15 protein-coding genes are annotated in these 15,254 nt (G+C 71.4%); 6 read left to right on the forward strand and 9 right to left on the reverse strand.

Annotated elements, in window-relative coordinates:
• Positions 1 to 26: 26 nt before the first annotated feature.
• Positions 27 to 758, reverse strand: coding sequence for an SMI1/KNR4 family protein (locus OG799_RS14685; RefSeq protein ID WP_406045589.1), 732 nt, complete (start codon positions 756 to 758; stop codon positions 27 to 29).
• 458 nt (positions 759 to 1,216) lie between these two features.
• On the reverse strand, positions 1,217 to 1,603 hold the full coding sequence (locus OG799_RS14690) for a hypothetical protein (protein WP_406045590.1): 387 nt from the start codon (positions 1,601 to 1,603) through the stop codon (positions 1,217 to 1,219).
• Between the two features lie 25 nt (positions 1,604 to 1,628).
• Between OG799_RS14690 and OG799_RS14695 the strand changes: the two genes are divergently transcribed.
• Positions 1,629 to 1,778, forward strand: a complete 150-nt coding sequence (locus OG799_RS14695) for a hypothetical protein (protein WP_260428394.1) — start codon at positions 1,629 to 1,631, stop codon at positions 1,776 to 1,778.
• 128 nt (positions 1,779 to 1,906) lie between these two features.
• Positions 1,907 to 3,097, forward strand: a complete 1,191-nt coding sequence (locus tag OG799_RS14700) for a serine hydrolase domain-containing protein (protein WP_406045591.1) — start codon at positions 1,907 to 1,909, stop codon at positions 3,095 to 3,097.
• Between the two features lie 339 nt (positions 3,098 to 3,436).
• On the opposite strand, the gene OG799_RS14705 is transcribed toward OG799_RS14700, so the two are convergent.
• Both OG799_RS14705 and OG799_RS14710 read right to left on the reverse strand, forming a co-directional pair.
• Positions 3,437 to 4,030 (reverse strand): GNAT family N-acetyltransferase, encoded by a 594-nt coding sequence (locus OG799_RS14705; RefSeq protein WP_406045592.1) that lies wholly within the window; start codon positions 4,028 to 4,030, stop codon positions 3,437 to 3,439.
• Between the two features lie 151 nt (positions 4,031 to 4,181).
• Entirely contained in the window at positions 4,182 to 4,493 is a 312-nt protein-coding gene (locus OG799_RS14710) for a hypothetical protein (RefSeq protein ID WP_406045593.1), read from the reverse strand.
• 164 nt (positions 4,494 to 4,657) lie between these two features.
• Between OG799_RS14710 and OG799_RS14715 the strand changes: the two genes are divergently transcribed.
• A complete protein-coding gene (locus tag OG799_RS14715) occupies positions 4,658 to 5,200 on the forward strand; it encodes a 2'-5' RNA ligase family protein (protein WP_406045594.1) in 543 nt (180 codons plus the stop codon).
• Positions 5,201 to 5,611: 411 nt separating this feature from the next.
• Positions 5,612 to 7,246, forward strand: a complete 1,635-nt coding sequence (pgi, locus tag OG799_RS14720) for a glucose-6-phosphate isomerase (RefSeq protein ID WP_406046290.1) — start codon at positions 5,612 to 5,614, stop codon at positions 7,244 to 7,246.
• An 83-nt stretch (positions 7,247 to 7,329) separates the two neighbouring features.
• Here pgi and OG799_RS14725 read toward each other — a convergent pair whose 3' ends face one another.
• From OG799_RS14725 to OG799_RS14735, 3 genes are all read right to left on the reverse strand, one after another.
• Positions 7,330 to 7,860, reverse strand: a complete 531-nt coding sequence (locus tag OG799_RS14725) for an SMI1/KNR4 family protein (protein ID WP_406045595.1) — start codon at positions 7,858 to 7,860, stop codon at positions 7,330 to 7,332.
• Between the two features lie 77 nt (positions 7,861 to 7,937).
• Entirely contained in the window at positions 7,938 to 8,348 is a 411-nt protein-coding gene (locus OG799_RS14730; RefSeq protein WP_406045596.1) for a type II toxin-antitoxin system Phd/YefM family antitoxin, read from the reverse strand.
• A 33-nt stretch (positions 8,349 to 8,381) separates the two neighbouring features.
• Entirely contained in the window at positions 8,382 to 8,924 is a 543-nt protein-coding gene (locus tag OG799_RS14735; RefSeq protein WP_406045597.1) for a GNAT family N-acetyltransferase, read from the reverse strand.
• A gap of 60 nt (positions 8,925 to 8,984) precedes the next feature.
• Between OG799_RS14735 and OG799_RS14740 the strand changes: the two genes are divergently transcribed.
• Positions 8,985 to 10,319: an SWIM zinc finger family protein gene (locus OG799_RS14740; protein ID WP_406045598.1), complete on the forward strand. Its 1,335-nt coding sequence runs from the start codon at positions 8,985 to 8,987 to the stop codon at positions 10,317 to 10,319.
• Complete coding sequence (locus OG799_RS14745) at positions 10,316 to 12,859, forward strand: DUF6493 family protein (protein WP_406045599.1); 2,544 nt, start codon at positions 10,316 to 10,318, stop codon at positions 12,857 to 12,859. Before OG799_RS14740 ends, OG799_RS14745 begins: the two co-directional genes overlap by 4 nt.
• A 64-nt stretch (positions 12,860 to 12,923) precedes the next feature.
• Here OG799_RS14745 and OG799_RS14750 read toward each other — a convergent pair whose 3' ends face one another.
• Positions 12,924 to 14,645 carry an acyl-CoA dehydrogenase gene (locus tag OG799_RS14750; protein WP_406045601.1) on the reverse strand — a complete coding sequence of 574 codons (1,722 nt, stop codon included), beginning with the start codon at positions 14,643 to 14,645 and terminating at the stop codon, positions 12,924 to 12,926.
• Complete coding sequence (locus OG799_RS14755) at positions 14,642 to 15,214, reverse strand: PadR family transcriptional regulator (RefSeq protein WP_406045602.1); 573 nt, start codon at positions 15,212 to 15,214, stop codon at positions 14,642 to 14,644. Before OG799_RS14755 ends, OG799_RS14750 begins: the two co-directional genes overlap by 4 nt.
• Between the last annotated feature and the right edge of the window lie 40 nt (positions 15,215 to 15,254).

The following is a 15,254-nucleotide window of genomic DNA, read 5'->3' on the forward strand; positions in this document are numbered from 1 at the left end:
CGGCTGGCCTGCAGGGTCACAGGTCACTACGAGTACGGATTTCGAGCCTGAACGTCTCGAAGCCATGCGGGACGTGTCCCCCAAGAGTCCGTCGGCGTGCTGCCCCATTCGCACTCCGGTCCGAAGTCCTGATCGATCACGAGGCTCGAGCTGTCAGGATCTGCCGCGAACAGTTCCAGATCCTCGGCATAGCGAACGAGAAGCTGCGTCCAGGACGGGGCCAGCACGTCCCACGAGGAGCACTCGACATCAACCCGAACCACCTGTCCGGGCGTTCCCCCCGGTGCCGGATCGAAGTCGAGAAACCAATGCACGTCGCCGTTCATGTCACCCACCACCACCGCGCCCGCCGAACCCACAATCGGCCGCACCGGCCCGTTCAGGCAGATGTCCGCCTGGTCGACCAGGTACGCCCAGACCCGAGGATCGTCAAAGACCGGGTCCGCGGCATAGTTGTCGCGCCACGTCCGGGTCACCTCGACGATCTGGTCGGTGTCGTAGAGGTAATCCAGCGGTACCGGGCTGGGCTGACCCGAGCCGGGGGAAATCCACTTCGTCCCGTTGTGGATGCGGAGACTGGCGCGAAAATCCTGTGGCAGCGCCACCGCCAAGGCGGCCTCCACCACATCGATTGCCGGTACTTCGGCCGGCACCGCGAACTGCCGCAGGGAAGCCGGCAGGACGCGACTCAGGCCAACCTCGATCCGCGCCCACGCGGCGGCAACACACTCGTCGGCGTAGGCTCCCGTGTCTGCCACGACGCGAAGTCTAGACATCGCCCCTAAAGCCGACGCAGGCGCAACTATCTCGTCTGCCGCCTGTAGGGCGTTGGAGCCGACTTGGTTGGTGACGAACCGTGAGGTATGACCCTCTCTTACTTCTGGTCTCGGTGTCATCTCTCCTGATCGTGTCGTTCTCCGTGCGGCGGTATCGGCCTATCTCGGTCGGTACCGGGGTGACTCGCGGCTGCACACCGAGTCCGACCTGCGAGTCTTCCTGACCTGGTGCACCGGCCAGAATCTGGATCCGCTGTCGGCCGCACGCGTGGACATCGAGCGGTACGTGCGCTGGCTCCAGGACGTCCGCCGCTTCCAGCCCTCAACCGTCTCCCGCCGCCTGTCGGTCATGGTCGGCTTCTACCGTGTCTGCGTCATCGATGGCATCCTGCCGCACTCACCGGCCGACTACGTCCGCAGACCGGTGGTGCCCCCCCGAATCACCCACCCTCGGGCTGGGCCACCTCCAGTTCGAGGCCCGGATCACCACCGCGCGGCGATCGGCCAACCCGAACGACTTCGCGCTGATCGCCATGCTCGGCCTGCTCGGGTTGCGGATCTTCGACGCCTGCGGCGCCAACATCGGCGACCTCGGCGAGGAACACGGACACCGCGTCGTGCGGGTACGCGGCAAAGGCGGCAAGGTCGTCCTCATCCCGCTGCCACCCGCGGTGGCCAGGGCCGTGGACCGTGCGGTCGACGACCGCATCGACGGCCCGATCCTCCGCAACAACCTCGGATCGCGGATGGACCGGCACGCGGCAACCCGCCGGCTCAAGCACCTGGCCGCCAGCGCCGGGATCCGGATGCCGAGGATGCACCCGCACATCAGCGCCACACCTTCGTCACCACATGCTCGACGCCGGCGTGAGCCTGCGCGACGTGCAGATCGCCGCCCGCCACGCCGATCCCCGCACCACCATGCGCTACGACCGCGCCCGCAAGAACCTCGACCGCCACCCCAACTACATCCTCGCCGCCTACATGGCCTCTGGAACGTAGCGACCAGGACAAGCGCTTCTGCCGATGACCGGTACTGCTCGACGGGGTCTCTTCCTCAACGTCCTCGCGGAACGTGTGGTCGTCGCGCAACATGTAACTCGCGGACGGACGAGATGAGGAGGAGACAGGTGGCTACTGGTGGCTTCTCGTCGAAACGGCTGGCTCGGGTGCGAGAGCTGCTCGAGCGTCACGTCGACTCCGGCTTTGTCCCGGGTGTGGTGGCCGTCCTCGCCCGCCACGGCGAGGTGCACATCGAAGCAACGGGCAATCTCGCGTTCGAGGGCGCAGGGTCGAGGACACCGATGGCAGGCGACACGATCTGTCGCATGGCCTCGATGACGAAGCCGATCGTCGCCGCGTGTGCGATGACGCTCATCGAGGACTGCACCTTCCGCCTCGATGACCCGGTCGACGACCTCCTCCCGGAGCTGGCGGACATGACCGTGCTCACCGATCCCAACGGGCCACTGGAAGACACCGTTGCGGCGAAACGCCCGATAACGCTGCGGGATCTGCTGACCTACACCCTCGGCACCGGCATGGTCCCTGCCGAGCCGGGAACGGTCCCGATCGCCGACGCGCTGAACGCACTCGGCAAGCCGCCGCCGAACGAGTGGATCCGCCGGCTCGGCACGCTTCCGCTCGTCCACCAGACAGGTGAGCGCTGGATGTACGACACCGCCGCCGACGTGACGGGCGTGCTCATCGCCCGGGCCACCGGCATGTCTTTCGCAGATGCCTTGCGCGAGCGGATCTGCGATCCGCTCGCGATGAAGGACACCGCCTTCAGCGTGAGCGGCGAGAGCATCGGCCGGTTGGCGACGGCGTACGAGCGCGACAATGCCGCCACCGGTGAGCCGGTTGTCGAAGACGCCCCCGACGGGCGGTGGAGTCGGCCGCCGGCGTTCGAATCAGGTGGCGGCGGGCTCGTCTCCACCGCCGACGACTACCTCGCCTTCGCCACGGCTCTGCTCGCCGGCGGCACCCACCGCGGCGAGCGGGTGCTCTCGCGGCCATCGGTGACCCTGATGACCAGCGACCACCTGACCCCGGCGCAGAAGGCGGTCTCCGGGTTCTGGCCGGGGTACTTCGACACCATGGGCTGGGGTTTCGGGATGTCGGTCCGCACCCGCCGTACGCACCTCGGCCCATCGGTCGGGAGCTACGGATGGCCCGGCTTCTACGGCACCGCCTGGTACAACGATCCCGCCGAGGACATGACGACGATCTTCATCATGCAGCGGGCGCACGCAGGCGACCAGAGGCTGCCGAGGTCGCACGACTTCTGGACCGCTGTCTACCAAGCGGTCGACGACTGACCGCGGGGCCGGAGACCGCCACGTCAGGCGGGAGTGTCCGCACACGCCGCCCGGAGACCGGACCAGTGACCTACTCATGCGAAGGTGTTCTCCCGGTTGAGGGCGGGACCTGCCCGCGATGACGACCAGCCACACTCTCATGCCGCTGGTCGGGCGTTGGCAGCTCGGCGGGTGGGCCACGTCCGACTCTGCCGAGATCCGGGTGTCGAGTGCCCGATAGGGAACGGCCGACGGCCCGCCCCGGCGCTGATCTTTACCGGCTCGTGCTGTTGACCATCGATCAGTGGTCAAGTTGGCGACGGCCGTACCGCGGCGCCACCGGACCGCTGACACCATGGGTCATCGGCCTCCGGCTCGTTGGAGCGCACGCAGCCGTTCGCCGCGCAGGCCGACGCAGTCGTGGGCCCAGAAGACGTCGGAGTAGACAAGGGTGCCGTGCATCCAGTCCTCGTACGCCGACAGCCGGGCGACCTGGTACGCGCCCGGCGGGTACCGCAGCGTCGGCGGCCGGAAGCCCAGCCGCTCGGCGTCGTCGAAGCCACGCGCACCGTAGTAGCCGGGCGCGCCCTCCAAGAACACCAGCGGTATGCCCTGGGCGTCGGCGGCGGACAAGGCGTGGCCGATCAACGCGGTGCCGATCCCGGATCGCTGGAACTCCGGCAGTACGCCCAGCGGCGACAGCGCGTACACGGCCACCAACCGCTCCGACGCGTCCAACCGGCAACCGCTGAGCATCACGTGCCCGACGACCCGATCGCCTTCCGAGTCGTCGACGGTGGCCACCAGTGACAGTGGTGGCAACGGCGCTCGGGCGGTCCGCAGGTCGTCAACCAGGCCCGGCACCCGGTCTGGATGGCCGAACGCGCGGGCGTGAACTTCCCGCACCGCCGCGTGATCGTGTTCCTGCTCCAGTCGCACGTCATGTCCCGTCACGGCCGCAAGGTTAGCCGTAACGCCGCCGCGTAGTCGGGAATTTTTGTCCGACCTCAAGGGTCATGGTGGTGCATCAATGCCGACACAGAGACGATGATCGGCAGCTGACCGTGCTCGGCGTAATCGACATCCGGATCTGGCTCCCTCTGTGTCAAGACAACGCTGGGAGCGGGGTTCTAAGCTGAGTCTTGGCGGGTCCGGGAAGTGACTTCTCCGAAGAGCCGGCTTGGGGATGTGAGCTGGTCACGGTGGAGTCAGTTGTCGTTCCCCGGTGTCCTTCCGGACCCGCCGCCGCGGCGGCCACGGCGTCGTTGATCATGTGTCGGTAGACGATGTCGGACAGGCGTCGTTTCAGCGCACGCATCGCTTCCATTGACGTCTTGCCGGAGGCCTTCTTCCGGTCGAAGTAGGCGCGTCCCTCGGTGGGGTTGCGTAGCTGGACTGTGGCCATGATGTGCAGCACCCGGTTGATCTGTCGGTTGCCGGCCCGGGAGAGCCGTACCTGCTCGCCGGAGGATGCGTCGATGGGGGGCGGCCGAGCCCCTACGCATCCGCTCATAGCCGCTATCCGCGAGTTCGTCCCGGGTCCAGTGCTTCCCCGGTTACGCCAAGACCTAGGCTTGTGCCATGGGTCCGGTACTCCGTCGAAGTGCCCTAGTCCTCGAGGTCCCCGAGGCGGAAGCGGCAGTGGGACGCCACCGTGATGTCCCCGACGCCAGCGCCAAGTTAGGGGTCCCGGCACATGTCACCGTGCTGTTTCCGTTTGTGCCTCCAGCTCAGATCGACCCGGTGGTCGCAGCTGAGCTGCAACGGATCCTCGCCGGTACCGCAGCGTTCGACTTTCGGCTGACCCGCACCGCATGGTTTGGCGACGAGGTTCTGTGGCTCGCGCCAGAGGATCCCCAGCCGTTCCGGATCCTCACCGAGCTCGTGCACACAGCCTTCCCGGCTTTCCCGCCGTACGAGGGGCAGTTTGACGACGTCGTGCCTCACCTGACGGTGGCTGATGGCTGCGACCTGGCGGACATGCAAGCTGCAGAACGGTCCCTCGAACAGCATCTGCCGCTCCCGGGACGTGCCCGGAAGGTGACGCTCATGGTTCAGACCGATGACAGCGGCACTTGGACCAGGCATACCACCTTCCCGTTGGCTGAGCGGGGCAGGAGTTGAACGTTCCTCTCTTGCCGCAGATAACGGGCGGGCTTGGGCGGCTCGGCACCTCCCAGTCTCAGGCACTGACTACGGAGAGTGGTTCTTGAATGGCGGTGGTTCGACGTTGGTCGGGCCACCCGCCGAACCCGCCGCCGCGACCAGTGGCCAACTAACTCCTGTGGTGGCCAACTAACTCTGGTAGTCACACGGGTCGTCCTCGTCGGCACGCTGTCTCCGGGTGACGGGCATGTCGAACAGGTGTCCCAAGTCCGTGTCGCCCGTGAACGGTCCAGGGAGTCGTTCCACGGCGTGGGCGATGTCGGGTCCCGTCGCGCCCGCCCGTCCCGGGTGGCAGGCTGGTGGAGTCGCCGGCAGCGGGCGCGCCGACGCCCCGCTGACAGACCCGTCGTGAAGGAGAAGATCGACCCGATGGCTGTGGACATCACCACCACCGACGAATGGCAGGCCCTGCGCAAGCACGCCGAGGCGGTGCGCGGCACCCACCTGCGGGAACTGTTCGCCGTCGACGGGCAGCGGGGTGAACGGCTCACCGGCGACGTCGCCGACCTGCACGTCGACTACAGCAAGAACCTCGTCACCGACGAGACGCTGATGCTGCTCACCGCCCTCGCCGCGCGGGTCCGGCTGACCGACCGGATCGCCGCCATGTTCTCCGGCGCGCACATCAACGCCACCGAGGACCGGGCCGTCCTGCACACCGCGCTGCGCCTGCCGCGCGACGCCTCGCTGGTCGTGGACGGGCAGGACGTGGTCGCCGACGTGCACGCCGTACTGGACCGGATGTCCGCCTTCGCCGAGCGGGTCCGCTCCGGCACCTGGCGCGGGCACACCGGCGAGCGCATCACCACCGTGGTCAACATCGGCATCGGCGGGTCGGACCTCGGGCCGGTGATGGCGTACGAGGCGCTGAAGGCCTACCGCGACGCCGGCATCAGCTGCCGGTTCGTCTCCAACATCGACCCCACCGACATCCACGACAAGACCACCGACCTGGACCCGGCAACCACCCTGTTCATCGTGGTCTCCAAGACGTTCTCCACTCAGGAGACGCTGGCCAACGCCAACCAGGCACGCCGCTGGCTGCTCGCCGGGCTGGACGCCGACGACTCGGCGATCGCCCGGCACTTCGTCGCGGTCAGCACCAACGAGCAGCGGGTCCGCGACTTCGGCATCGACCCGGAGAACATGTTCGGCTTCTGGGACTGGGTGGGCGGCCGGTACTCGCTGCCCTCGGCCGTCGGCCTTTCGGTCATGCTGGCCATCGGGCCGGAGCGATTCCGGGAGATGCTGGCCGGCTACCACGCCGTCGACGAGCACTTCCGGAGCACACCGGTCGAGCGGAACCTGCCGGCGCTGCTGGGTCTGCTCAACGTCTGGTACACCGACTTCCTCGGCGCGCAGACCCACGCCGTGCTGCCGTACTCGCAGTACCTGCACCGGTTCCCGGCGTACCTGCAGCAGCTGACGATGGAGAGCAACGGCAAGTCGGTGACCGTCGACGGCACCCCGGTGACCTGTCCGACCGGGGAGATCTTCTGGGGCGAGCCCGGCACCAACGGCCAGCACGCCTTCTACCAGCTCATCCACCAGGGAACGCTGCTCATCCCGGCCGACTTCATCGCGTTCAGCCGGCCCAACCACGACCTGGGCGACATGCACGACCTGTTCATGTCGAACTTCTTCGCGCAGACCGCCGCGCTGGCCTTTGGCCGGACGAAGGAGCAGGTCGAGGCGGAGGGCACCGCGGCCGACGTGGTGCCGCACAGGGTGATGCCGGGCAACCACCCGACCACCTCGATCATCGCGCCGAAGCTCACCCCGGCGACGCTGGGCCAGCTGATCGCCCTCTACGAGCACATCGTCTTCACCGAGGGCACCGTCTGGAACATCAACCCGTTCGACCAGTGGGGCGTCGAACTGGGCAAGGTGATGGCCAACCAGCTCGCGCCGAAGCTCACCGGCACCGGCCCGGACCTGGGCGACGTGGACTCCTCCACCGCCGCGCTGATCCGCCGCTACCGCGCCCAGCGCGGCCGGGACTGACGACGTACGTGCCGGTGGCGGCGGCCCGCTGAGGGTCGTCGCCATCGGCGGTGTCACTCCGGACAGGCCGTTCGTTGACCGACTCAGGTCTCCGAGCTTCTCCGCCGCAGACGCTCAGCCTGCTTCAGATTGCGCGCCCGCAGGGCGCGGAAGAACGCGACGAAGCCGTCGTAGCGCTCCACCTCCCCGCCCGCGAACCAGATGACCGGTGCGGACGACTCGCTGCCCACCCTCGGCATCACATGGACATCGATGCTGGCGGCTGACATGGCGATCGGGAACAGCCGATCCCGCTCTACCGCTGCCTCCTCCAGCACTTCCGGTTCCAGGTACGACACGAGCTCAAGGGCGGCGTCGAACTCCGCGCCGAGCAGCTCAGGCGTTCCGAAGAGATCGACATTCTGAAACACCGCCGGCCAACCGTCGGCGTGACGCAGAAACGACTCAAGTTCGCTGTCGAGGGGATGACCCGATCGTTCCGCCACGGCCCGCAGAGTGCCAGGATCCGCTGGAGGTCGAGCCACCTCGTACCGCCACAGCCCGTCCGAGTCGACGTCCTGCACGAGCCGCCTCGCCAGCGACATCTCGTCGATCTCAGTGCGCCAGTCGATCATCAGAACCTCAGTCAATCAGCCGCTCAGCAGCGCCGGACGGTGAATATCGTGGTCGGTGACCGACCAACCGGGCCGGGTCAGTCACGCAGCAGGTCGGCGTGGACAGCGCGCAACCGGGCCAGCACCGGATCGCCGACGGGTGCCCGGCGGTCCAGCTCCGCCCAGACCTCGGCGAGGGCGTCGGTGAGCGCGCACAGCTCGGCCGCGTGCCGCCGGCCGCTCTGCCGGTGCAGCTCCTCCAGGCGACGGGACCAGCCGGCGCTGATCGCGGCGATGCGTTCGGAGTCGGCCCGGGCCTGTGCCGCCGTCCGGGCGGCCGGCGCGGGCACGATCGCGGCGACCGGACGCGGGTCGCCGTCGCGGGTGACGACGGTGACGGTGTCGGTCAGTTCGGCGAGGGCGACGAGTTGGGTGAGCCGGGTGCGGACCTCACGGAGCGGCAGGGCACGCGGCTGGGGAGACCGGTCGGCCAGTGCAGGGGCAGCCATGGACACATGGTGATGCCCGGGTACGACAGAACGTCAGGCCGTCCACTCTGGGGCCAGCACCGACCAGACCTCCATGTCGGCCCGGCCGGTGGAGGTCGGGGCCGCCGCACGGAGGACACCGTCGCGGCGCATGCCCAGCCGCTGGGCGACGGCGATGCTGCGCTCGTTGCCGGCTTTGGTCACCCACTCGACCCGGTGGATGCCGCGTTCCCGGATCGCCCAGTCGATGATCACGCGGGCCGCGCGGGTGACCAGGCCCTGCCCCTCGGCGGCGGGCTCCAGCCAGCACCCGGCCTCGCAGACGCCCGTGGTGGTGTTGAGCGACACGAACAGCACGCCGCCGACCAGGGTGCCGCGCCGCCAGATGCCCCAGATGCCGCCGTCGTCGCGCGCCCACCGGTCGGCGTAGTTCTGCAGGACCTTGCGGGCCGAGGCGGCGTCGGTGGCCACGAAGGACGCCCCCACCCAGGGCGAGATGTGCTCCCGGCACCGGTCGAGGTTGGCGAGGAACTCGTCGGAGTGCCACGGTTCGAGCGGCCGCAGCTCGGCGTCGTCGGTCAGGGGAAGGGCGAACACGGGGAGCAACCTAGCAGGCCGGGGGCGGGGATGTCGGTCCGTCGCCCTACGGTGTGCGCCGTGAACGCCGTCCAGACGTACCGATACCGCCAGCCGTCCGCGCTGCACCCCGCCGGTCTCGACCTGCAGACCTGCGGCGGCCCGGCGGCCAACCCACGGTTCTTCTCCGGGTACCTGACCACCCCCGCGGCGGCGGCCACGGGGCTGCTCGCCGTCGCCGAGGTGGCCCGTACCCGCTACCACCAGCCGGTCAGCCCGGCGAGCCTGGACCCGGTGGTGACGGGCAGCCGGGACCGCCTGCGCTTCGAGTCGTTCTCCGGCTGCTGCGGGGTGTACGCCCGGATGGACATCGTGCCGGCCGGCTTCGACGGCGAGATTGTCGGGCACGGCACCACCAACGTCGACGTCAACCCGCCGTTGCGGGAGGCGCTGGCCCGGGTCGGCGGCATCGAGCCGCTGCACGTGGCCGTCGGCCCGGACGACCTGACGGTCTCTACGATGGACGCCGCGGTGGTGGAGCGGAAGGTCCCGCTGCCGGGACGGTGGCTACGCGGCTTCGCCGAGGTGCAGGTGCTCACCGCGGCGTTCGAGCCACGCGCCGAGATTCCCGCCGCCGAGGCGGCGGCGTTCCTGCGCCGGCTCCCCGGGGGTGCCGACCGTTCGGTGCTCTGGGCGGTGCCCGCCGGGCGTACGCTCCGGCTGACCTCGCGGCCCGCGCCGGGCGCCGTCTGCCTGGCCGGTGCGGGCCGGCTCGCCGCGCTGCGCGGCCTGCTCCGGCACGCGCGCACCCTGCGGGTGTACGGGCCACCGGTGCGAGCCGGCTCCCCCGCCGTGCCGAGCACCTGGGAGCTCGACACCGGGGCGCTGCGGCTGTCGCTGACCCTCTCCCCCGAGCCGTACCGGGGGTTCTCCGGCGAGGGCGCGGCCCTGCTCGCACTCGCCGCTGACGAGGTGGTTGACGACGCGGAACTGGTGGCCGCCCTGCTCTCCTGGGACCCGACGATCGACGTCGCGGCGCTCGCCGACGCGGCCGGTCTGCCCGACGACCGGGTCCGTGCCACGCTGGCGCAGCTCGGCACCGCCGGGCGGGTCGGCTACGACGTGGCCGAGGGCGGGTACTTCCACCGCGTCATGCCCTACGACGCCGGGCGGGCCGAGCGGGACAACCCGCGCCTGGTCGGGGCGCGGGTGCTGGTCGAGCGCGGCGCGGTGCACCGGGAGGGCGAGCACGCCACGGTACGCAGCGGCGACGAGGTCTACCGGGTGCGGCGGCTGCCGGACGGGGCGTACACCTGCTCCTGCCGGTGGTGGGGGCGGCACCGCGGGCAGCGCGGGCCCTGCAAGCACGCCCTGGCCGTGTCGATGGTGGCGGCGCCGGCGGAGGTGGGGGCGTGACGGACTTCTTCGAGTCCCTGATCCGGGGCGACGTGCGCGCCGTCCGGTCGGTGCTGAACGGGCTGGACGAGCCGGCCCGCCGGGCGCTCGGCGACGAGCTGGTCGCCCACGTCCGGCGGCGGCGCGACAACTGGTGGTGGGGGAAGGAGGCGACCGCGCTGGCGCTGGCGGCCGTCGGCACGCTCAGCACCGCGACGAAGGCGGCGGCGCTGCTCGGCCGGCGGTCGGTCATGCTGCGGGACGCCGACCCGGAGCCGGTGGTCGCCATGGCCCGGCAGCGGGGCGTGACCTGGCTGGCCGACCTGGCGTACAAGCTGGCCGACCGGATGCGCCGCAGCGAGCCGTGGCAAGGCTGGCACTTCACGGCGGGGCTCCTGCTGGCGGAGAAGGTGCCGCCGCCGACCGGGGACGCGTTCGTCGCCGGCTGGGCGTACGCGATGTGGTGGCAGCGGCCCTCCGGCCAGCAGCAGCCACCCCTGCTCGACCGGCTGCGCGCCGACCCGTTCCTGGACGTGCTGCTGCCCCGGCTGTTCGAGGTGGACGGCGTCGGAGCCGACCTGACGTTCGGCGGCGACCGGCAGGCGGCGCCCCGGGCCCTGGCCGCGCTGGCGGCGGAGGGGCGGGTCGACCGGGCGGTCCTGCTGGACGGGGTCCTCGGTCGGCTGCTGCGCGGGGACCGGCCGGTCGCGCTGCGCCCGTTCCTGGCCCTGCACGACCTGCTGACGCCGACCCCGGAGGAGGTGGCGGCGCGGGCGAGCGCGTACCTGCGGTTGCTCGCCGACGGGCCGGGGCCGGTCGCCACGACGGCGCTGCGGGCGCTGCGCGACCCGGGTGACGCGGTGGAGCTGGAGTCCCTGCTGGACGCCGCCCGGGCGGTGCTGACCCGGCCGGAGAAGGCGCTGGTGCGGGCGCAGCTGTCCTGGCTGGACAAGCTCGCCCGGCAGCAGCCGAACCGGGCGGCGGAGATCGCCACCGCGCTCGTGGTGGCCGCCGAACACCCGGCGGCGGACCTGCGGGACCGGGCGGTGGCGCTGGCGCAGCGGCACGGGCACCGGCCGGTCCCCGCCGTCGCGGTGACGCTGGCCGGCGACGAGCTGCCTCCCCCGGCGCCGGCGGCGGCCGTCCCGCCCCCGATCGTCGAGGTGGACGAGTTGGTCGAGGAGGTGTCGGCGTTGCTCGGCCGGCGTTGGCCGGCGCTGGCGGTCGAGCGGGTCCTCGACGGGCTGGTCCGGTTGGGCACCACCGACCGGGACCGGTTGGAGGCCGCGCTGCTGCCGGTGCTGCAACGCCACCAGGTCGGCGCCTTCGACCACCCGTGGGCGGTGTTCAACCTGTCGGCCCAGTTGCACGGGGTGCTGCTGGCCGCCGCCGCCCCGGCCGAGGCGGCCACCCGCCGCGACCAGTGGGCCGGAATCCTCACCGACTCCCGCCCTCGGACGCTGCGCCCGTTCCGGGGCCGGGCGGCCGGCGAGCCGCCCCGCCGGTCCGCGTTGGCGCAGCTGTACTGCGCCCGGCTCGCCGAGATCGGGCAGCGGTTGGACAGGCGGGACGATCCCGGCCTGCTCGCCGCGCCCACCTCGGCCACCGGCGCGGTCGACCCGACTGCGCTGTACGACCGGCTGGCCGCCCTCGGCGGCCGCCCGGTCTGGCGGTGGGACCTCACCCAGGCGCTGCTGCGGCTGCCTGCCGGCGTGGACGAGGCGCTGGCGGCGCGGGCGGCGGCGCTCGGTACGCCGGCCGGCGCCGAGCTGGCCGGCTGGCTGCGGGGGGACGTCCTCCCGGCACCGGTCCACCGGGTGGTTACAGTCGGCCGGCGGGAGCGGATGGGCGACTACGACTTCCGGTACGACCGCATGCCGGAACGGCGGACCGTGGTCGCCACCACCCCACCCGACGGCGTGGCCGACCCGCTCGGGCTGCTCACCGTGCCGGCGCACCTGGTCGGACGGGGGCACGGCGGCTGGGGCGACCTGTGGCCGGCCCTGCTGCCCGGGCACCGAGGGCTGGTCGCCGCGCACCTGCTGGCCGGGGTCGCGAAGGCGGCGCAGGAGGACCTGCGGGAGGGTGCCACGGTCCTGCCGGTGCTGGCCGAGTGCACGGGCGCGGGCGGCCCGGCGCTCGACCTGGCGCTGGCGTACGGGCTGTGCGCTCGGCACGAGGTGGACCGGGTCGCCACGCTCGACGCCCTGCTGATGCTGGCGGCGGCCAGGGACCTGGACGCGCCGGCCGTGGGCGTGCAGCTCGGTGCGCTGGCGGCGGACGGCCAGGTGACGCTCGCCCGGGCGGCGACCCCGCTGCGCGACGCGGTCGCGGCCGGTGCCCGGCTGAGCACCTGGCGGCTGCTCGCCGCGGCGCTGCCGGCGCTGCTGGCCGCGCCGACGCCGCCCCGGGGCACCCCGGACCTGCTCACCCTGGCCGCGGAGACCGCCACCGCCACCGGGGTGCGGATCGAGGTGCCGGGCCTGGCCGACGTGGTGGCGCGGGGCGGCGGGAGCCGGCTGGTGACGGAGGCCCGCCGGCTCACCACCGCGCTGGCCTGACGGGCCGCGACGCGGGCCGGACCCGGCGTGCGCCGGCGGGAAGAACAGGAACCCGGCGGATCGGTCAGGGGTGCATCTCGTACGCACCGGCGAGGGCGACGACCCGCTCCCAGACCCGGGCGGTGCGGTCGGCGTCCTGGACCGGGCGGCGGACGTGCGCCAGCGCCCACGCGGCCTGCTCCTGCGTGGTGGCCGCCTTGCCGTGCAGCTCGGTGGCGTGCGCGGAGAAGTCGCGGACCAGGAGGTCGAAAATCTCGTCCAGCACGTCGCCGTCCAGCCCGGTCAGCTCCGCCTGCTCCAGGATGAGGTGGCCGTAGACGACCAGCGCGAAGAGCTGGCCGACGGCGAGCAGGAAGTCCAGGTCCCGTTGCTGAGTCTCGTCCGGGGCGTGGCTGGCGAGCAGCGCGCAGAGCCCGTCGGCCTGCTCCCGGAACCGGGCCACGTTCGGCACCGCGGCGTGCGCGTCGTACGTGGCGCGCCAGTCGTGGAAGCGGATCGCGCCGAGGCCGCGGGCCGGGCCCTGCCGGAACAGGAACTCGTCGTCGGCCGGGTCGTGGCGGGTCGGCACCGACGGGTGGTCGGTCGGCTGGAACAGGTAGTTGGCCATGAACTTGAGGATCAGCGCCAGGTTGACATGCACCGTCCCCTCCAGCTTCGGCAGGCCCCGGATGTCCCGGGCGGCCTTGTCGAAGTAGGTGTCGGCCTCGAAGCCCTTGGCGGCGATCACGTCCCAGAGCAGGTCGACGACCTTCTCGCCCTCGGTGGTGACCTTCATCTTGGTCATCGGGTTGAACAGCAGGTACCGCCGGTCGTCGGGGCCGGCCGAGCGGAAGTAGTCGACGGCCCGACCGCTGAACAGCTTCATCGCGACCAGGCGGGCGTACGCGTCGGTGAGCTCCCGGCGGACGTGCGGGAAGTCGGTGACCCGCCTGCCGTAGAGGACCCGGTCGTGGGCATGGGTGACCGCCTCGTACATGGCGTGCTCACAGATGCCGATGGAGGCGGTGCAGAGGTTGAACTTGCCGACGTTGACGGTGTTCAGCGCGGCGTCGAAGGCGGCCTTCCCGGTGTGCAGCACGTCCTCGGCGCGCACCGGGTAGTCCGCCAGCCGGAACTCGCTGACGTACATCTGCGCGTTGACCACATTGCGGACCAGCCGGTACGCGGGGTGCCGGCTGTCGGCGGCGAAGAAGACGTACCCCTCGGGGCCCTCGACGTCGGCGCGGCGGCCGAAGACGGAGACCAGGCCGGCGACGTTGCCGTTGCCGATGTAGTACTTGCCGCCGGTGGCCCGGAAGCCGCCCGCGCCGTCGGGGGTGAGCAGCATGTCCGTGGAGTAGATGTCGGCGCCGTGCGGCCGCTCGGAGAGGCCGAAGGCCATCACGTGCCCGGCGTCGAGCAGTTCGGCGGCGCGGGCCCGGGCGGCGGCGTTGTCGCTCTGCCAGACCGGGCCGAGCCCGAGGACGGTGACCTGCCAGGTGTACCAGTAGCCGAGGCCGTAGAAGCCGAGGATCTCGCTGAGCGCCGCGTTGCGCGCGGTGTCCCAGCGCTTGTCCGGGTCGCCGCCGCCGTCCGCCGCCGGGGTGAGGAAGGTGGCGAACAGGCCGGACTTGGCGGCGAAGTCGAGGAAGTCGCCGTACCAGTCGCGGCGGTTGTAGCTGTCCACGAGCGCCTGCTTGCCGCGAGACTCGAACCAGTCGACGGTGGCCCGCAACAGCCGGCGGGAGGCCTCGTCGAGGTGGGTGGGGTCGTAGGTGTGCGGGTTGAGCAGCAGCGGGTCGGTCACGCCGGTCGCCTTTCTGGTGGGGGGTCGAGGTCGCGGAGGGTGGCGAGGACGTCGTCGAGCCAGGCCAGCACCATCCGCTCGTACGCGATGCCGCCGCGCAGCACGACGTGCTGGAGCGACTCGCGGGCGGCCAGCGCGTCGGGGTCCGGGAAGTCGCGGCGGTCGCCGGCCAGGTAGCCGGCGAGGGTGGCCTGGTGGTCGGCGCGGTACCGCTCGACCTCGGCGACCAGCGCGGCGCGGCCGGCCGGGTCGGCGAACGCCGCGCCGCGGATCTTGACGGCCAGCTCGTGCCGGACCGCCTCGGGCTGCACCGGGGCACGCAGCCAGGTGGCCAGCGCCGCCCGGCCGGCGGGGGTGACGGACCAGACCTTCTTGTCGGGCAGCCCGTCCTGGCCGACCTGCTCGCCGCTGATCCAGGCGTCCGTGTCCATCCGCTTGAGCACCCGGTAGATCTGCTGGTGGGTGGCGGTCCAGAAGCGGCCGATCGAGCGGTCGAAGCGCCGGGCCAGCTCGTACCCGGAGGCCGGGCGCTCCAGCAGCGAGACCAGGATGGCGTGCTCCAGCGACATGCCAGCATCTTGCTATGCAACTCGTTGCATAACAAGACCG

The sequence above is a fragment of the Micromonospora sp. NBC_00898 genome, assembly GCF_045207895.1.
In the GTDB taxonomy this organism is placed as follows: Bacteria; Actinomycetota; Actinomycetes; order Mycobacteriales; family Micromonosporaceae; genus Micromonospora.